The organism is Streptomyces sp. GQ60, assembly GCF_059758875.1.
In genome coordinates this window covers 54889-72702 of the sequence record NZ_JCAXEG010000008.1, presented here as the reverse complement: position 1 = coordinate 72702, position 17814 = coordinate 54889, and the positions used below count along the sequence as shown (strand labels likewise).

The window sequence follows — 17814 nt, the reverse complement described above, 5'->3', positions numbered from 1 at the left end:
CCGATGGACGAGGCGGTCAAGACGGCGAGGACGTCCGCCGAGCTGGACGTACCCGCCACCCTGGGGGCGTTGGGCGACATCGCCGCCCTCGTCCTGCGGCTGGCCGGGGGGGCGGGCCTGGACAGGGGCGCCTCGTACCGGATCCGGCTGGCCGTGGACGAGCTGGCCACCAACATCGTGATGCACGGGTACCGGGGCGGCGACGGACGGATCACCGTCCGGGGCCGCTCCGGGCCGGGCCGGGTACGGATCTCCATCGAGGACCGCGCCCCGGCCTTCGACCCCGTCCAGGGGCGACTGCCGCCCGACCCGGAAACCGCTCCCGAGCGGCGCCGGACCGGCGGACTCGGCATCCACCTCGCACTGACCAGCGTGGACGAGTTCGACTACGTACGCAGGGACGGCCGCAACATCAGCACGCTGACTGTGATGGCTGAGGGGACGGACCCATGCCCTCCACGACCGTGATCATCCTCGACGAGTATCCGCCCCCGCCCCTCGAACTCATCGCGGCACTGGGGGATATGGGTGCGGAACTCGTCCCGCGCACGCTGGCCGACCTGCTGGCCGGCCCACTGGAGGAGCTGCCCGAAGCGGACGTACTGCTCGCCCCGGCCCAGGCCGACGGGGAGTCCGTACGGACCGCCGTGCGCCGGCTGCGCCGCTGGGCCGGCGCCCCCATCGTGGTCGTCTGGACCGTGACGGAGTTCGCCGCCCTGGAGGAACACGTCCGGATCGGCCACGACTACCTCGTACCCCCCTTCCTGCCCGCGCTCGTCGGGGCCCGGCTGCACAGCTGCTCGGAGCGCGCCGGACTCGGCCGCACCCTGCGCGAAGCCGACGCCCGTGCCGAACTGATGGGCTACGAGAAGGAATTGGAGATCGGTCGCGAGATCCAGGCCGGGTTCCTGCCGGAATCACTGCCGGTCCCCGAGGGCTGGGAGATCGACGTGTGCTTCCGGCCCGCCCGGCAGGTCGCCGGGGACTTCTACGACGTCTTCGAGCTCTCCCGCGGCCGGCGCCTGGCCTTCGTCGTCGCCGACGTCTGCGACAAGGGGGTCGGAGCCGCGCTCTTCATGGCGCTCATCCGCTCCCTGCTGCGCCACACCGCCGAGAACAGCGGCCTCCAGCACCTGGTGGCCGCCGGCCGCACCGGCAACAGCCGGCGCATCCCCGTGGTCGGTGCCACACCGCTGCTCAACGCGGTCACCGCCACCAACGGCTACCTGACCCGCAACCACCTGCGGCAGGGCTACTTCGCCACCCTCTTCTTCGGCGTTCTCGACCCGCTCACCGGATCCCTCGTCTACATCAACGGCGGCCACAACCCGCCGCTGCTGCTGGCCGCCGACGGCGGCGAGCCGCGCACGCTGGAGGTCACCGGCCCCGCCGTCGGAGTGCTCCCGGACTGCGTGTACACGCTCGGCTACGCCCAGTTGAACCCGGGCGACACGCTCTTCGTGTTCACCGACGGAGTGCCGGAGGCGCGCTGCCCCAGGGGCAGCTTCCTCGGCGACGAGCGGATGCTGGAGCTGCTGTCGGGGCCCCCCGTCAGCGGCAGGGAGGTGGTCGAGCGGATGGACACGGCCGTACGCGAGCACACCGGAACAGCCGAACAGCACGACGACGTCACCATGCTGGCCCTGCACCGGCCACGCGCGGCGCGGGGGCCGCACGCGGGCGGCGCCGAGCGCCAGGTCGTGGCCTGATGACCCGGACCATCGTGGTGCACTCGTACCGCGGCGGTACCGGAAAGTCCTCGGTGCTGGCGAACCTGGCCCTGCTCCTCGCGGGCGAGGGACGCCGGGTGGGCGTGATCGACACGGACATCCAGTCGCCCACCGTGGACCTGCTCTTCCGGCTCGGCCCCGGCCCCTCGCTCGCCGACTACCTGCTCGGCCGGTGCGAGATCGAGGCCGCCGCCCAGGAGGTCGCCACGGGTCACGGCCGCGGGATCCTGTACGTCGTGCCGGCGCGGACCGGGACGGCGGCCCTGCGGGAACTCATGACCACCGGCTACGACGTGGGGCTGCTGCCCGAGGGCTTCGACCGGCTGGCCGCGCACCACGCCCTGGACGTCCTGCTGCTCGACACCCACGCCGGGCTCAACAACGAGTCGGTCACCGCGATGGCGAGCGCCGACGTACTCCTGATCATGGCCCGGGCCGACCGGATCGACCTCCTCGGCGTCGAGGAGACCATCGCCCTGACCGGCAGGCTCGCCTGCCGGCGGACCCTGGTGATGAGCATGGCGCCCGAGGGCATCGACCGGGAGGCCGCCCGGCGGCGGGCCGAGGAGGTCTACCGCACCCCCCTGGCCGGAATACTGCCCTATGTTCCCGAAATGGCCGCGCTCTATGGGGAGCGCATATTCTCCGAAGCACATCCCGACCATCCCCTGGTCGGTGAATTCCGCACCATCATCTCGGCGTTGGACGCACGTGACGAAGTATCGCGTGCCTGACGTCTCCCCCTTACGCCCCTTGCGGAGGGCGTGTTGAATCGGCAGCGCATCCGGCGCATCATGAACAAGGAGAAGAGAGTCATGAAGATTCTCGTCGTCATGACGGCCAAGGCCACGCTCCATCTGCTGGACGGGGAACAACACCCCTCGGGTTTCTGGGCCGAGGAATTCGCCGTTCCCTACACCCTCTTCAAGAACGCGGGCCACACCGTGGACGTGGCGACGATCGCGGGCGAGGCCCCGACGGTCGACCAGACCAGCATCGACCCCCAGTTCCTCCAGTGGGTGCGCCCCCGGGGCTCCGCGGACACGGACACGGCCAGCGCCCAGGAGTACAGCCGCGTCATAGCGGACACCCCGCAGCTGAGGAACCCGCTCGCCCTGGAGACCCTGGGCGAGAAGGACATCGCCGACTACGACGGCATCTACATCAGCGGCGGCCACGGGGCCATCGGGGACCTGCCCAAGTCCGACGAGCTCGCGCAGATCCTGCGCTGGGCCATCGCCCAGGACAAGCCGCTGGCCACCGTCTGCCACGGACACACCGCCCTGCTGGCCCTGCGCGACGCCGAGGGCCAGTGGCCCTTCGCGGGTTACCGGATGACCGCCTTCTCGCACAGCGAGGAGCTCGTCACCAACATGGCAGGCCGCCTCCCGCTGATCCTGGAGGCCGAACTCACCCGGCTCGGCGCCCGTTACGAGAAGGCCGACGCGATCTGGGACTCGCACGTGGTGGTGGACCGCAAGCTCACCACCGGCCAGAACCCCTACTCCTCCAAGGCCCTCGCGGAGACGTTCTTACGTCAGCTCGCCCAGGGCTAGCAGAAGCGCTCTGCCCCTCGCACCCGAAACCGGAAGGCAGCCACAGCCATGACCAAGCGCGCGCTCAGCGACCAGCCCTTGGCCAACCCCGGGAAACTGTTCATCGGCGGCACCTGGGTCCCGGCCCGGGACGGCCGTACCGAACCGGACATCAGCCCCGTGGACGGACAGGAGATCGTGCCGGTGGCCCAGGCCGCCGCCGCCGACGCGGACGCGGCCGTGGCCGCCGCCCGCACGGCCTACGAGGAAGGTCCCTGGAGCAGACTGTCCGCCCAGGAACGCGCGCTGCGGCTGAACCGGGTCGGGGAGCTCATCGAGCGCGACCTGGAAGAGATCGCCATGCTGGAGACCGTGGACATGGGCAAACCCTTCGCCTTCTCCTCCACGGTCGACGCCCCCATGGCCGCCCAGCTCATGCACTACTACGCCGGCGCCGTGACCCGGGTGGACGGCTCCTCCAGGGCCCCGGCAGGCGGGCAGCTCGCGTACACCCTGCGCGAACCGCTCGGCGTGGTCTGCGCGATCACCCCGTTCAACTTCCCGCTGCTCCTGTCGATGACGAAGATCGCCCCGGCCCTCGCGGCCGGGAACACGGTGGTCCACAAGCCCTCGCCCGCCACCCCGCTCACCGCCCTGAAGATCGCCGAGCTGTTCCAGGAGGCGGAGATTCCGGACGGAGTGCTGAACGTCATCACCGGTCCGGGCGTGGAACTGGGCGAGACCCTCACCGCTCACCCCGGCATCGACAAGATCGCCTTCACCGGCTCCACCTCGGTCGGCCAGTCGATCATCCGCAGGGCGGCCGGCACCCTGAAGAAGGTGACGATGGAACTCGGCGGCAAGTCCGCCAACATCGTCTTCGCCGACGCCGACCTCGACGCCGCCGAGGAACTCGCCTTCTTCGGCATCTACTACAACAAGGGCGAGATCTGCACCGCCGGCTCCCGGCTGCTGCTCCACCGCCCGATCCACGACGAGATGGTCGAACGGCTCGTGGCCCGAGCGGCCGCCCTGCTCCCCGGCGATCCGCGCGACCCGGCCACCCTCTTCGGACCGCTCGCCCACCGCGGCCAGTTCGACAAGGTCAGCTCGTACATCGAGGTCGGCGAGAAGGAAGGCGCCGTCCTGCGCACCGGCGGCACCGGCTGGACTCCCGAGGGGGCCTCCACCGAAGGCCTGTACTTCCTGCCGACCATCTTCACCGGCGTCGACAACGGCATGCGGATCGCCCAGGAGGAGATCTTCGGACCCGTCCTGTCGATCATCCCCTTCGACACCGAGGAGGACGCCGTACGCATCGCCAACGACAGCGCGTACGGCCTCGCCGCCGGCGTCCACACCAAGGACCTGCGACGCGCCCACCGGGTCGCCTCGCAGATCAAGGCCGGGACCGTCTGGGTCAATTGCTACAACCAGTACGACCCCGCCGTGCCCTACGGCGGCTACAAGGCCTCCGGCTACGGGCGCGAGTGCGGCCCCGAGTCCCTGGAGAGCTACACCCAGACCAAGTCGGTCTGGATCGGAATGGACTGACCTCCCCCGCCCGCACCGAGACCACCTGAGGAGCCCCCATGCGCATCGGCGTCATCGGCACGGGCCGGATCGGATCGACCCTGGCCAGGATCCTCGTGGCGGCGGACCACCAGGTCGTGCTCGCCAACGCCCGGGGGCCGCGGAGCCTCGCGGCCCTGCTGGCCGAACTGGGCCCCGCGGCCTCGGCGGCGCACCCCGCCGAGGCCGCGGCCCGGTCCGAAGCCCTCGTCCTGATGGTGCCGTTCGACAGCGTCCCGGGGCTGCTGCCGCGGGAAGCCGTACGGGACACCGTGCTGGTGGACGCCACCAACGCGTTCAGCGGCCCGGGCGCCCCCCGGGACCTCGGCGGCCGGGGCTCCAGCGAACTCGTCGCCGAATGGTATCCGGGGACCCGGATCGTGAAATCGCTGAACACCATGCATTTCGAGACGCTCGCCGTCGCCGGAACCGCTTCGGGGCCGCGTCTGGCCCATTTCACGGCGGGCGACGACGGGAAAGCCAAAGAAATAGTCGCGGGAATCATCACGGATCTCGGATTCGCTCCCGTGGACACCGGCCCGCTGCGCTCCGGAGGAATTCTCCAGCAGCCCGGCGGGCCCCTCTTCAACCGGCCGCTCACGGAAGCGCAGGCGCTGGAATGGACCTCTCACTCAACGTCAACGGAAGACCCGAGCAGTTCGCGGCGCAGCCGAACGAACTGCTCGTGGAACGGCTCCGCGACGGTCTCGGACTGACCGGCACCAAAGTCGGCTGTGACACCGGCCAGTGCGGAACCTGCGTCGTCCAGCTCGACGGCCGCTCCGTCAAGAGCTGCCTGATCCTCACCGCGGCGGCCGCCGGCTCCGCGGTGACCACCATCGAGGGGGTCACCACCCCCGGCGGTGAACTCACCGGCCTCCAGGAGGCCTTGCGCCAGGAACACGGCACCCAGTGCGGCTTCTGCACCCCCGGGATGGTCATGGCCCTCGGGGAACTGGTCGGCAACACCGCCGACCGCGAGGCGCCCACCGAACCCGAGATCCGCGAGTGGCTCACCGGCAACCTGTGCCGCTGCACGGGTTACCACAGCGTCGTCCGAGGAGTGCAGCGCGCCTGCTCCGCGGCCCGCGCGGACGAGGCCGCGCAGCCGGCGTCCGCCACGGTGTCAGCCACGGCGTCCGCGTCCGCGACCGCCGCCGCGTCCGGACAGGAGGGGTGAGGCAGATGACCACAGCGACGGGGGAGACCTCGCCCCGGGGCGGCGGTGTCCTCGGGCAGCCGCTGGACAGCCGCGAGGATCCGCAGCTGCTGCGCGGCGAGGCCACGTACGTGGGCGACATCGACCTGCCGGGCACCGCGCACATGGCGATCCTCGGCAGTCCCGTGGCCCACGCGAAGATCCTCTCCATCGACACCAAGGCCGCCGAGCAGCTGCCGGGCGTGCTGAAGGTGGCCACCGCGGCCGACTTCACCGACGTCATGCCCCTGCCCTGCATCTGGATACCCGGCGGCGTCGAGAGCCACTTCCCGCCCCACCCCTACGGACTTCCCGGCTCCCGTCCGGTGCTGTCCGGCGACACCGTGCGTCACGTCGGCGACCCCGTCGCCGCGGTCGTCGCCGAGACCCCGCGCCAGGCCGCCGCCGCCCTCGCCGCCATCTCCGTCGAGTACGAGCCGCTGCCGGTGGTGACCCGCGCCGACGAGGCCCTCGCCGAAGGCGCCCCCCGGCTCCACGAGTCCGTCCCCGGCAACCTGAACGCGTACTGGACCTGCGGAGACAAGGACCGCACCGACGCGGCCATCGCCGCGGCCGAGGTCACCGTCGAGCTGGACCTGGTCAACCAGCGCACCATCAACAGCCCCATCGAGCCGCGCGGCGCGGTGGGCGACTACAACGCGGCCACCGGCGAGTACACGCTGTACGCCTCCACCCAGGGCCCGCACAACCACCGCTTCCTGCTGTCCGCCCTGGTCCTCGGCATCCCCTTCAACAAGCTCCGCGTCGTCGCCCCGACCGTCGGCGGCAGCTTCGGCACCAAGGGGTACCTGTACCCCGACATGCCGCTGGTCCTGCTGCTGTCCAAGGCGCTCGGCCGGCCCGTGAAATGGGTCGACACCCGCACCGGGCTCATGAACTCCACCGTCCAGGGGCGCGACCACCGCCAGCACGTCACCCTGGCCGGCACCCGCGACGGCCGGATCACAGCCGTGCGCTGCACGAGCTACGCCAACCTCGGTGCCTACCCCTCCACCATCGGCCCCGGCGTCGCCACCGCCCTGATGGGCCGCTCCATCAGCGGCATGTACGACATCGACGCGGCCTTCTGCGAGGTCTACGCGGCCTTCACCAACACCGTCCCGCTCGGCGCCCAGCGCGGCAGCGGGCGCGCCGAGGCCACGTTCCTGATGGAGCGGCTCGTGGACCGGTACGCCTCCGAGATCGGCATGGACCCGGCCGCGGTGCGCCGCAGGAACCTGGTGCCGAAGGAGAAGTTCCCGTACGACAACGGCCTCGGCTGGACCTACGACTCGGGCGACTACCAGCTCAACTTCGACCGGGCCATCGAACTCTCGGGCTACGCCGACATGCCCGCCCGCAAGACCGAGGCCCGCGCCCGCGGCAAGCGGCTCGGCGTCGGCATCGCCGCGTACGTGGCGATCTGCGGGGTCGGCCCCTCCACCCGGATGTCCAAGGAAGGCATGCTCGGCGGGACGTGGGAGAGCGCGAACATCCGCGTCCACCCCACCGGCGAGGTCACCGTCACCGTCGGCTCCGCCTCCACCGGCCAGAGCCACGGCACCGTCTTCGCGCAGGTCGCCGCCGACGAGCTCGGCATCGACCCGGCGCAGGTCCAGGTGTACGAGGGAGACACGCTCAAGGCTCCGTACGGGCAGGGCACGTACGGCTCGCGCTCCTACAGCATGGCCGCGCCGGCGATCGCCCTCACCGCCCGGAAGATCAAGAGCAAGCTGGTCAAGGCCGGAGCCGTCTTCCTCGGCGTGACCGAGGACAAGGTCGTCTACGCGGACGGCAGGGTCTTCGAAGAGGGCAACGAGGAGAACACCAAGACCTTCGCCGAGCTGGCGATGGCCATGTGGTACGGCTGGGGGCTGCCCCCCGAGATCGAGCCCGCCCTCGACGAGACCACCCACTTCGACCCGCCGGACTTCAACTACCCCTTCGGAACGCACGTCGCGGTCGTCGAGATCGACGAACTGACCGGTGAGACAGAGGTGGTGGCCTACACCGCCGTCGACGACGCGGGCCACATCGGCAACCCGAAGATCGTCCTCGGCCAGATCGAGGGAAGCATCCTGCACGGGCTCGGCCAGGCCCTCATGGAGCACGCCGAGTACGACCGCGACGGGCGGCTCGTCAGCCGGGACCTGAACCACTACGCGCTGCCGCGCGCCATCGACGCGCCGTTCTTCACCCTCGACAAGACGGTCACCCCCTCCCCGCACAACCCGCTGGGAGCCAAGGGGGCCGGCGAGATCGCCACCGTGCCGCCCGCCGCGGCCGTCGTCAACGCCGTCGTCGACGCCCTGTCCGACCTGGGCGTCCAGCACATCGACATGCCGGTCACCCCCGAGAAGGTCTGGCGCCGCCTGAGAGGGGAAGCCCAGTGATCCTCACCGAGTTCGACTACGTACGCCCCGTCGGCCTCGACGAGGCCCTGACCCTGCTGGCCGGCCGCCCCGGCGCCCGGGTGCTGGCCGGCGGGCAGAGCCTGCTGCCCGGTCTGCGCACGGGGGAGGACCGGGCCTCGCTGCTCGTCGACATCCGCCGGCTGGAAGAGCTCCGCGGCGTCGAGCGGACCTCCGGGGGGCTCCGGATCGGGGCGATGACCACCCTGGCCGAACTGGCCGCGGACCCCCTGGTGCTGGCCGGGGCTCCGGAGATCGCCGCAGCGGCCCGCGCCAACGGCGACCCCCAGGTCCGCAACCTCGGCACGGCCGGCGGCAACCTCGCCGCCACCGGCCGGGCCACCGACCTGCCCGTCGCGGCGATGGCCGCCGGAGCCACGGCCGAACTGGCCGGACCGGGCGGGGTGTCGACGATCACCGCCGAGGAACTGGCCGCCTCCGGCGTCCCGGCGGGCACCGTCGTCACCGCCCTGCTCGTGCCGGCCGCCGGACGCGCCGCCGCCTTCGAGAAGACCGCCGACCGGGCCACCCGCTACCCGGTCTGCGCCGCCGCCGTACGGATCACCCCCGACGGGCCGCGCATCGCGGTCACCGGGGCCACCGCCCGCGCGATGCGGCTGCGCCGGGTCGAAGAACGGCTCGGCGGGGGCCCGTACACGACGGAGAGGGTGCTCGCGGCCTTCCGCGCCGAACCCCGGGAGCTGTTCGTCCCGGGGCGCGGCACCTCGGCCGAGTACCTCGGCCACCTCGCGGGCGTACTCACCGCCCGCGCGCTCACGAGAGCCGTGCAGGCACCCGCCTGACCGTCCACGACGGGGGAGTTGAAGCAGTGGAACCGTTGCCCACGACGAAACGGACGGCACCGTCCACGACCACCACGGGGGTCACCTTGCGTCCAGCCGCCGGCTCCGCAGGCGCACCGGGGGGCTCCGGCTTCCGGGTGGTGGGCGCGGTTCTCGTCCTGCTGATGCTCTCCTCGTCCGTACCCTCCGCCCTCTACGTGCTCTACCAGCAGGAGTGGGGCCTGTCCTCGGGCATGATCACGGTGGTCTTCGCCCTGTACGCCGTCACCGTGCTCGCCGGACTCCTGCTGTTCGGCTCGCTCTCCGACACCCTCGGCCGGCGGCCCGTACTCGCCGCGGGGCTGGTCCTCGCGATCGTCTCCATGGGGCTGTTCGCCTCGGCCCGGGGGCTCGGCCTGCTGCTCGCCGCCCGCGCCGTGCAGGGCCTGGCGGTGGGCCTGGCCACCGGGGCCGTGGGCGCCGCCCTGCTGGAACTCGCCCCCCGCTCCCGGCCCGCGCTGGGAGCCCAGGTCAACAGCGCCGGCCCGACCGTGGGCATCGGCCTCGGCGGCATCGGGGCGGGGCTGCTCGTGCAGTACGCGCCCGCTCCGACCGTCCTGACCTACCTGCTGCTCGTGGGGGCCTTCGCCGTCTGCCTGATCGGCGTGGCCCGTATGGCGGAGAGCGCCCCGGGGCGGGCGGGCCGGAGCGGCGGACGGCTGAAGATCGCCCCGCACCGGATCCACATCCCCGCCGCCGTGCGCGGCCGCTTCGCCGTCCTGATCCTGACCATCGTGGCCGTCTGGTCGGTCGGCGGCTTCTACCTCTCGCTCGGGCCGCACCTGGTCCTCTCCCTGCTCCGGAGCACCAACTACCTCGTCGGCGGAGCCACCGTGGCCCTCCTGGCGGGAGCCGCCACCGCCGCCCAGCTCCTGCTGGGCCGCACCGAGGCCCTGCGCACCGCCGTCCTCGGCCTGTCCGGCCTGCTCGGCGGGCTGGCCCTGGTGCTCCTCGCGCTCGGGCTCGGCTCGGCCCCCGTGTTCCTCGTGGCCACCGCCGTCCTCGGGGCCGGCTGGGGCGCCGCCTTCCTCGGCTCCTTCCGCGCGCTGAGCGCCCTGGCCGAGCCCGCGCACCGGGGCGAACTGACCGCCGCCGTCTACGTGTTCGCGTACCTCGCGATGAGCGTGCCGGCGGTGCTGGCCGGACTGCTCACCAACATCCACGGGCTGCAGCGCACCTCTGTCGGCTTCATGGCCACCGTCGCCGCCGTGTGCGCGCTCGCCCTGCTGGCCACCCTGCGGCTGGCTGCCCGCACCAGGACGGAAGGGAGCACCGCATGAGCGTCGCCCCGGGCTCCGCCGCGCTGCGTACCGCGCTGCACGCGCTGGAGATCTTCGAGGGCCTCACGGAGGAACAGCTGGACTGGCTGGTCTCGGTCTCCGAACCCCGGGCGCTCGCGGACGGGGAGGTCCTCTTCCGTGACGGGGAGGAGGCCACCGGCTTCCACGTCCTGCTCTCCGGGGGCCTCGTGGTGACCAAGGTCGTCGACGGCCGCGAGGAGGTCCTGACCCGGCACTCCACCGAGGAGGAGGGCGCCGCCGCCGAGGACCACGACGGCAAGCCCTCGGCCGCGCACCGGTTCACCGGCGAGCTGCCGCTGCTGACGGACGGGGCGTACGTGGCCACGGCCGCGGCGAGCGGGCCGGCCACCACCGTGGTGGCGTACGCGAAGCCGGTCTTCTTCGAGATGCTGACCCGCTGCCACGGGGTGGCCGCCGTACTGATCCCCGTGCTGGCCTGGCGCATCAAGTCCTCCGAGGTCCAGGCCCGCAAACGGGCCACCGTCGAAGCGCTGGGCACACTGGCTGCCGGCCTGGCGCACGAGCTGAACAATCCCGCCGCGGCGGTGGCCCGCGCCGCGCAGGAGCTGGCGCCCGCGCTGGACCAGCTCACGCGCACCGCCCAGGCCTGGGGCGCGGCCGCCACGGAGGCCGAGCGCTCCGTGTTCGAGCAGCTCGCCGCCGAGCTGGACAAGGCGGCGCCGCCGGTGGTCACCGATCCGCTGGCACAGGCGGACATGGAGGAGGAGATCGCCGACTGGGCCGAGGAGGCCGGCGCGGAGCGGGCCGGGCTGCTCGGCTCGGGGGTCTCCGACCTCGGACTGGACCTGGGCGGGCTGCTGGAGCGGCTGGAGGGGGTCGGCGAGCCGGCCCTGCCCGCGGCCCTGGACCACCTGGCGGCCCTCCTGGAGATCCGCTCGCTCGCCGCGGAGCTGCGGGCGGCCGGTCCGCGGATCTCGCAACTGGTCTCGGCCACCCGGGATTACGCCAATCTCGACCGGGCCCCCGAGCAGCGGTTCGCGGTGACCGACGGACTGGAGAACACGCTGGTCGTGCTGCGTGCGAAGCTCGCCGGGATCGTGATCGTGCGCGCGTACGAACCGGGCCTGCCCGAACTGACGGGCTATCCGAGTGAGTTGAACCAGGTGTGGACCAACCTGGTCGACAATGCGGCGGCCGCCATGGAAGGCGCCGGAACCCTCACCCTGCGGGCCCGGGTCGAAGGCGTCTGCATGGTGGTGGAGGTCGCCGACACGGGCTCGGGCATTCCCGCGGAGTCCCTGCCGAGGATCTTCGAACCCTTCTACACGACCAAGGACGTGGGGAAGGGCACGGGCCTCGGTCTGCACCTCAGCTACCGCATCGTGACCCAGCGCCACCACGGGTCGATCACGGCCCGCTCGCGCCCCGGGGAGACCCGGATGACCGTCCGGCTGCCGCTGTCCGGGACCGACCCGTCCTGCGCCGTGCCGGCCGCACCCACCGATCCGACCGATCCATCCCCATCGAAGAGTTGAAAGGGAGTCGACATGCCCAAGTACGACATCTCCACGCTGCACCCGGTGTTCGTCCGGCAGATGGAGGCGCTCGCCGCCCTCGACATCGACGCGGTCATGAAGAACTACACCGACGACGCGGTGCTGTTGCGCTTCGAGGGCGTCTCCGTCGGCATCGACGCCGTGCGCGAGACGTTCACCGGGTACCTGACGGTGAAGCCCACCCTCGTGGAGCTGCAGGAGTACGTCGAGACCGACGACACGATCTTCTACCGGGCGATCATGAACCTGAACGGCGAACCGGAGCACGCGTTCGGAACGCTCGTGGTGCGTGATGGCCGAATCTGGCGGCAAACAGCGGGATTTGGCGGCTGATTGCCGAAATCTGGGTAGCGTGTGCGGGGAGGGCGGGGATGTACGCCCTCCCCGCATGTGCGACAGCCGTAGATATATGCAAGAAGCGTGAAGGGGAGGTCATGGAAACGGAAACCGGCCGGGTCGAGGCATTCAGTGACGGCGTATTCGCGATCATCATCACCATCCTTGTCCTGGAATTGAAAGTTCCGGAAGAAACCGGCTCCGATTTCTGGCACGGAGTGCGCGAGCAGTGGCCGCACTACGCCGCCTATGTGGTGAGTTTCCTCATCATCGGCGTGATGTGGGTGAACCACCACACCATCTTCAGTCACATCAAGCGGGTCGACCGCCCGCTACTGTTCCTGAACCTCCTGGTGCTGATGGTCGTCTCGGTGATCCCCTACACCACCAACGTGCTCGCCGAACACCTCACGGAAGAAGGGGGGTCGGCCAACGCGGCGGCCGTCCTCTACAGCCTCGTCACCGTGGCCTACGCCTTGGCCTTCATGGCCTTCTGGTGGTACGTCACCCGGGTCGGGCACCTCTTCCACGATCAGGTGGACAGGGACGGCGCCCGGGCCACCAGGATCCGCTTCGGGCTGGGTGCCATCGCCTACCCCTGCACGGTCGCCCTGGCGTTCTTCTCCGCTCCGCTCACTCTCGTCGCCCACTTCCTGATCGCGCTCTACTATGCGGCGAACCAGATCCCGATCCCCCTCGTGGTAGAAGAAGAGCGGCTCGAATCTGTCAGCGACCTCAGGAAGTAGCCGTCGGGACCTACGGCCGTTCTCCGCGGTCAAGTAGGGTATTGGATCTAGCTGGTCGCGGGGGAGGCCCAGATGTCTCGCGTAGTCCTGCCGGAGGAATCCGCGAAGGAAATCTCCGAATTGATCGACGTTCTGATCTCGCTCTTCTTCGAGTCCTTACCTCGGCGGGACCAGCGAAACTGGGCCCGCGTATACCTGAACGGCCTGGTGGGGACCAACGGAAAGAAAACAATTCGTAACATCGCCGGAACAGGGGCCAGTTCCGTCGAGCAGAGCCTCCAGCAGTTCATCAGCAAATCCCCCTGGGACTGGACCCCCGTCCGCCGCTCCCTCGCCCAGCACCTGGAACGCACCGCGCAGCGCCCGCTGGCCTGGGTGGTGCAGCCCATGGTCATAGAGAAGGCCGGCGACCGATCGGTCGGCGTGGGCCGGCAGTTCGTCCCCCAGCTGGGCCGCACCGCCAACTGTCAGCAGGCCAGCGGAATCTGGCTCACCTCCAGCGACGCCGGCTTCCCCGTCGAATGGACCCTCACCCTCCCCGGGCCCTGGACGGCGGAACTCCTGCGACGACGGCGGGCCGGCATCCCCGACACGGCCCGCTCGCTCACCCCCGCCCAGGACGCGGTACACGCGGTCCAGCGGATGGCCGCCACCTGGCAACTCCAGCGCAGGCCCGTGGTGATGGAGGTCTCCAACGGTGAACTTCCCCAGTGCATCGAGTCGTTCGCGATGCAGGACATCCCCTTCGTATTCAAGGTGGACGGCACCCTGCCCGTCTCCTTCGGCGGGGCGGGCCGCCACAAGCCCGGCCCGCACACGGCGCCGGCCCGCGAGCTCATCGACTCCCTGCGCTCCCAGCGGCGCGTCGTCGAATGGACCCGGCACGGGCGCGCCGAGGGAGCGGTCACCCTGCTCACCTCGGCCGCCATCCTCGCCACCCCCGGCGAGGACCGGCCCGCCCCGGCCCCGCCCACCCCGCTGCTGCTCGTCGGGGCCTGGACCGAGACCGCCCTGCTGCCCTCGGAGTTCTGGATCACCAACATCGGGGACCGGCCGCTCGCGCAGCTGTTCCTCCTCGCCAAACTCACCGACCGGGTCGCGCTCGACTTCACCGAGGTCTGCGAATCCGCCGGAATCCGCGATTTCGAGGGCCGCTCCTTCCGGGGCTGGCACCACCACGCCACCCTCGCCAGTGTCGCCCACGCCGCGATGCTGCTGGGCGCGCGCGGCCGGGGCCCCCACTCGTCACGGCCCGAGCCGTACCCCGGCCCGGCCCGTGCCGCCCCCACCCGTACGGTCGCCGCGGCCCACACCGCCGGACCGCCCGTGCTGCCGCCGAGACCGGTCATCCCCGGGCAGAGCCCGCGCCGCGAGTACATCCGCTGATGCCGGGCGCGGGCGGACCCGCCGGTCCTCCGGCCGGTGCCCCGCCGGGCGCCCGGCGGGGCACCGGCCGGAGGACCAAGGTCCCGTAGGAAGCGACCATCCGGCCCCAAATGTCCTGGACGATCGGCCGGGGCGGTGTGAACTCCAGGTCGTGTGAGAATGAAGTACGTGCGTTCCTCGACTGCCCTGTCGGGGTCACCTCCGAACGACTGGGATGTTCAGCACGTGCGTTTTCTCAATGACCTGAAGCCGCCGTACGACCTTACGTACGACGATGTGTTCATGGTGCCGAGCCGCTCCGCGGTCGGTTCCCGGCAGGGCGTCGACCTCTCCGCGCCTGACGGCACCGGCACCACCATTCCGCTGGTCGTGGCCAACATGACCGCCATCGCCGGCCGCCGGATGGCCGAGACGGTCGCCCGCCGCGGCGGCATCGTCGTCATCCCGCAGGACATCCCGATCGACGTCGTCACCGACGTGATCTCCTGGGTGAAGACCCGCCACCTCGTGCTCGACACCCCGATCACGCTGGCCCCCACCCAGACCGTCGCCGACGCGCTGTCCCTGCTGCCCAAGCGCGCCCACGGCGCCGGCGTGGTCGTCGACGCGGACGGCCGCCCGGTGGGCGTCGTCACCGACCACGACCTGACCGGCGTGGACCGCTTCACCCAGCTCTCCGAGGTCATGTCGAAGGAGCTCCTGCTCATCGACGCCGACATCGACCCCCGCGAGGCCTTCACCAAGCTCGACGCCGGCCACCGCAAGCTGGCCCCCGCCGTCGACGGGGACGGCAAGCTCGTCGGCATCCTCACCCGCAAGGCCGCGCTGCGCGCGACCCTGTACACCCCGGCCACCGACGCCAACGGCAAGCTGCGCATCGCGGCCGCCGTCGGCATCAACGGCGACTTCGTGGCCAAGGCCAAGCAGCTGCTCGACGCGGGCGTGGACACGCTCGTCATCGACACCGCGCACGGCCACCAGGAATCGATGATCAGCGCGATCAAGGCCGTCCGCGCCCTCGACCCGCAGGTCCCGATCGTGGCCGGCAACATCGTCGCCGCCGAGGGCGTCAAGGACCTGATCGACGCCGGCGCCGACATCATCAAGGTCGGTGTGGGCCCGGGCGCGATGTGCACCACCCGCATGATGACCGGTGTGGGCCGCCCGCAGTTCTCCGCGGTGCTGGAGTGCGCGGCCGAGGCGAAGAAGCACGGCAAGCACGTCTGGGCCGACGGCGGCGTCCGTCACCCGCGCGACGTGGCGATGGCGCTGGCCGCCGGTGCGTCGAACGTCATGATCGGCTCCTGGTTCGCCGGTACGTACGAGTCCCCGGGCGACCTGCAGCAGTCGGCCGACGGCCGCCTGTACAAGGAGTCCTTCGGCATGGCCTCCGCCCGCGCGGTCCAGAACCGCACCTCGGAGGAGTCCTCGTACGACCGGGCCCGCAAGGGTCTCTTCGAAGAGGGCATCTCCACCTCGCGGATGTTCCTGGACCCGGCCCGTCCCGGCGTCGAGGACCTGATCGACTCGATCATCGCGGGCGTCCGCTCCTCCTGCACCTACGCCGGTGCGGCTTCCCTCGCGGAGTTCGAGGAGAAGGCCGTGGTCGGCATCCAGTCCGCGGCGGGCTACGCCGAGGGCAAGCCGCTGCACGCGAGCTGGAGCTAGCCGCTCCCCGCTCCTCACCACTGCGCCGGGGTCCCCACGGGGGCCCCGGCGCAGTGCTGTCCGCCCCCGCCCCGCCCGGCCCAGCCCGCCCCGGCCCCGCCCGCCCTGCCGCCGTGCCCGCCTGCCGGCCGTCGCCCGTCCGAGTGCTGCGCTAGCGCCCCCGCCCACACTGTCGACCGCCGACGATGCGTCGCGCTGCCCCAGGCCGTGGAAAGGTGAAGACAGGTGGACACATTCAGCCGGGACTTCGGGCGGACCTCCGTCGTTCCTCCCCAGGCGGTGGTGCGGGAGGACGAGGGCGACACCGTGGCGGAGGCCATGCGGGAGGCGGCCGCGGCGGGCCGCGACATGACCGTCCGGGGAGCCGGCCGCTCGACCAACACGCAGACGCTTTCCCCCGGGGTCGTCATCGACAACTACCGTCCCGACGCCACTCCGCGCTTCGTCGGGGGCGGGCGCGGGGACGGCGGGGACGAACACCTGGTGGAGGTCCCGAGCGGGATCACCTGGCTCGAACTGGAGAAGTGGCTGAACCGGCACGGCCGCTCCAATCCCGTCCTGCCCAGCTACCTCGACATCACCGTCGGAGGAAACCTCTCCATCGGAGGGTTCGGCCTCGCTTCCGTCCGGTCCGGACTGCAGAGCGACCAGGTCCACGAGATCGAGCTCGTCGACGGAACGGGCAGCTCGCGCCGCTGCTCCGACCGGGAGAACTCCGAACTGTTCCGCTACGCCCTCGGCGGCCTGGGACAGGTGGGGTTCATCAAGAAGGTGGTCCTGAAGACGGTTCCGTACCAGCCCGTCACGCGGGCGGCCCGGATCGAGCACACCGGCCTGGCCGACCTCACGGAGTTCATGACGCACGGCGTGCAAGAGCCGTGGGTGTCGAGCTTCTTCGGCATGTACGACCGGGCCGCCTGGTATTCGCACGTATCGCTCACCGACGACGCACCCGCGCCCGCGGACCCGGCGCAGGAGTTCCCGGTCCCCGACTACATGCGGTTCAGCCACGGGGAAACCGCGAAGCACCTCCACCACCTGCTCGAAGAGGATTCCCACGCGAACATGTGGGTGGACCACATCTTCGACGAGGAGGGCTTCAAGCTCTTCACGAAGAAGGTGGAGTGCATGCTCGACGAGTATCCGCTCTCCGAGACCCTGGTCGCCCTCTACTTCCTGGTGATCCGGCGCCCCGAACCGGCCACCCCCTTCGTCCTCGCGCCCGTGGTGGACGCCCCCGTCCAGTACCTGATCGGCATCTTCACGGCAGCCGGGACCGGCGATTCCCGCGGGATCGCCGAGACCAGGCGCGTCCTGCGCGAACTGCTGGAAGCCTGCGCGGAGGCCAAGGGCCGTCCGTACCTCTACGGCACCCACGACTTCGACACGGACCTGCTGGAGCGCTTCTACGGAGCTCCGGCACTCCGGCGCCTCCGGGAACTGCGCGAGGAGCACGCGCTGACCCACTTCGCCCGCCGGGCCTTCGGGAAGGTCGCCCCTTAGGGCCCGTGCCCGGGCCCGTGGACCGACGGGCGCGGGCAGGTGTCCGGTGCCACGCTGGTCGTACTCGAT

General features: G+C 71.2%; 16 protein-coding genes. All 16 read left to right on the top strand.

All coding sequences use genetic code 11. The annotated features are described in order from the left end of the window. Window positions 1–3: 3 nt before the first annotated feature. The 16 genes from AC6CKD_RS21090 to AC6CKD_RS21015 all read left to right on the top strand — a co-directional run bounded on the left by AC6CKD_RS21090 (window position 4) and on the right by AC6CKD_RS21015 (window position 17745). Window positions 4–468 carry an ATP-binding protein gene (locus tag AC6CKD_RS21090; RefSeq protein WP_498329002.1) on the top strand — a complete coding sequence of 155 codons (465 nt, stop codon included), beginning with the start codon at window positions 4–6 and terminating at the stop codon, window positions 466–468. Then, window positions 450–1709 carry a PP2C family protein-serine/threonine phosphatase gene (locus AC6CKD_RS21085; RefSeq protein ID WP_498329001.1) on the top strand — a complete coding sequence of 420 codons (1260 nt, stop codon included), beginning with the start codon at window positions 450–452 and terminating at the stop codon, window positions 1707–1709. The genes AC6CKD_RS21090 and AC6CKD_RS21085 overlap by 19 nt, the downstream gene beginning before the upstream one ends. Further along, entirely contained in the window at window positions 1709–2464 is a 756-nt protein-coding gene (locus AC6CKD_RS21080) for a MinD/ParA family ATP-binding protein (protein ID WP_498329000.1), read from the top strand. The genes AC6CKD_RS21085 and AC6CKD_RS21080 overlap by 1 nt, the downstream gene beginning before the upstream one ends. An 81-nt stretch (window positions 2465–2545) precedes the next feature. Then, complete coding sequence (locus tag AC6CKD_RS21075; RefSeq protein WP_498328999.1) at window positions 2546–3286, top strand: type 1 glutamine amidotransferase domain-containing protein; 741 nt, start codon at window positions 2546–2548, stop codon at window positions 3284–3286. A gap of 48 nt (window positions 3287–3334) precedes the next feature. Then, the gene (locus tag AC6CKD_RS21070) at window positions 3335–4819 is read left to right on the top strand and encodes an aldehyde dehydrogenase family protein (protein WP_498328998.1); all 1485 of its coding nucleotides are present in this window, start codon (window positions 3335–3337) and stop codon (window positions 4817–4819) included. A gap of 38 nt (window positions 4820–4857) precedes the next feature. Then, a complete protein-coding gene (locus AC6CKD_RS21065; protein WP_498328997.1) occupies window positions 4858–5553 on the top strand; it encodes an NADPH-dependent F420 reductase in 696 nt (231 codons plus the stop codon). Next, entirely contained in the window at window positions 5523–6017 is a 495-nt protein-coding gene (locus AC6CKD_RS21060; RefSeq protein WP_498328996.1) for a (2Fe-2S)-binding protein, read from the top strand. Before AC6CKD_RS21065 ends, AC6CKD_RS21060 begins: the two co-directional genes overlap by 31 nt. A 5-nt stretch (window positions 6018–6022) precedes the next feature. Then, on the top strand, window positions 6023–8428 hold the full coding sequence (locus AC6CKD_RS21055; protein WP_498328995.1) for a xanthine dehydrogenase family protein molybdopterin-binding subunit: 2406 nt from the start codon (window positions 6023–6025) through the stop codon (window positions 8426–8428). Then, on the top strand, window positions 8425–9249 hold the full coding sequence (locus AC6CKD_RS21050; RefSeq protein ID WP_498328994.1) for an FAD binding domain-containing protein: 825 nt from the start codon (window positions 8425–8427) through the stop codon (window positions 9247–9249). The genes AC6CKD_RS21055 and AC6CKD_RS21050 overlap by 4 nt, the downstream gene beginning before the upstream one ends. A 35-nt stretch (window positions 9250–9284) precedes the next feature. Beyond that, window positions 9285–10568, top strand: coding sequence for an MFS transporter (locus AC6CKD_RS21045; protein ID WP_498328993.1), 1284 nt, complete (start codon window positions 9285–9287; stop codon window positions 10566–10568). Then, window positions 10565–12085 carry an ATP-binding protein gene (locus AC6CKD_RS21040; protein WP_498328992.1) on the top strand — a complete coding sequence of 507 codons (1521 nt, stop codon included), beginning with the start codon at window positions 10565–10567 and terminating at the stop codon, window positions 12083–12085. The genes AC6CKD_RS21045 and AC6CKD_RS21040 overlap by 4 nt, the downstream gene beginning before the upstream one ends. Window positions 12086–12097: 12 nt before the next feature. Further along, the gene (locus AC6CKD_RS21035; protein ID WP_498328991.1) at window positions 12098–12439 is read left to right on the top strand and encodes a nuclear transport factor 2 family protein; all 342 of its coding nucleotides are present in this window, start codon (window positions 12098–12100) and stop codon (window positions 12437–12439) included. 101 nt (window positions 12440–12540) lie between these two features. Beyond that, window positions 12541–13188 (top strand): TMEM175 family protein, encoded by a 648-nt coding sequence (locus AC6CKD_RS21030; RefSeq protein ID WP_498328990.1) that lies wholly within the window; start codon window positions 12541–12543, stop codon window positions 13186–13188. A 72-nt stretch (window positions 13189–13260) separates the two neighbouring features. Next, the gene (locus tag AC6CKD_RS21025) at window positions 13261–14574 is read left to right on the top strand and encodes an IS701 family transposase (protein ID WP_498328989.1); all 1314 of its coding nucleotides are present in this window, start codon (window positions 13261–13263) and stop codon (window positions 14572–14574) included. Between the two features lie 159 nt (window positions 14575–14733). After that, window positions 14734–16242 carry a GuaB1 family IMP dehydrogenase-related protein gene (locus AC6CKD_RS21020; protein WP_498328988.1) on the top strand — a complete coding sequence of 503 codons (1509 nt, stop codon included), beginning with the start codon at window positions 14734–14736 and terminating at the stop codon, window positions 16240–16242. A 225-nt stretch (window positions 16243–16467) separates the two neighbouring features. Continuing rightward, on the top strand, window positions 16468–17745 hold the full coding sequence (locus AC6CKD_RS21015) for an FAD-binding protein (RefSeq protein ID WP_498328987.1): 1278 nt from the start codon (window positions 16468–16470) through the stop codon (window positions 17743–17745). Window positions 17746–17814 lie beyond the last annotated feature (69 nt).

Excerpts from the sequence above, each read along its gene's own strand:
- AC6CKD_RS21090 (WP_498329002.1), top strand. The coding sequence starts at position 4 with ATGGACGAGGCGGTCAAGACGGCGAGGACGTCCGCCGAGCTGGACGTA.
- AC6CKD_RS21085 (WP_498329001.1), top strand. The coding sequence starts at position 450 with ATGCCCTCCACGACCGTGATCATCCTCGACGAGTATCCGCCCCCGCCC.
- AC6CKD_RS21080 (WP_498329000.1), top strand. The coding sequence starts at position 1,709 with ATGACCCGGACCATCGTGGTGCACTCGTACCGCGGCGGTACCGGAAAG.
- AC6CKD_RS21075 (WP_498328999.1), top strand. The coding sequence starts at position 2,546 with ATGAAGATTCTCGTCGTCATGACGGCCAAGGCCACGCTCCATCTGCTG.
- AC6CKD_RS21070 (WP_498328998.1), top strand. The coding sequence starts at position 3,335 with ATGACCAAGCGCGCGCTCAGCGACCAGCCCTTGGCCAACCCCGGGAAA.
- AC6CKD_RS21065 (WP_498328997.1), top strand. The coding sequence starts at position 4,858 with ATGCGCATCGGCGTCATCGGCACGGGCCGGATCGGATCGACCCTGGCC.
- AC6CKD_RS21055 (WP_498328995.1), top strand. The coding sequence starts at position 6,023 with ATGACCACAGCGACGGGGGAGACCTCGCCCCGGGGCGGCGGTGTCCTC.
- AC6CKD_RS21040 (WP_498328992.1), top strand. The coding sequence starts at position 10,565 with ATGAGCGTCGCCCCGGGCTCCGCCGCGCTGCGTACCGCGCTGCACGCG.
- AC6CKD_RS21035 (WP_498328991.1), top strand. The coding sequence starts at position 12,098 with ATGCCCAAGTACGACATCTCCACGCTGCACCCGGTGTTCGTCCGGCAG.
- AC6CKD_RS21030 (WP_498328990.1), top strand. The coding sequence starts at position 12,541 with ATGGAAACGGAAACCGGCCGGGTCGAGGCATTCAGTGACGGCGTATTC.
- AC6CKD_RS21025 (WP_498328989.1), top strand. The coding sequence starts at position 13,261 with ATGTCTCGCGTAGTCCTGCCGGAGGAATCCGCGAAGGAAATCTCCGAA.
- AC6CKD_RS21020 (WP_498328988.1), top strand. The coding sequence starts at position 14,734 with ATGAAGTACGTGCGTTCCTCGACTGCCCTGTCGGGGTCACCTCCGAAC.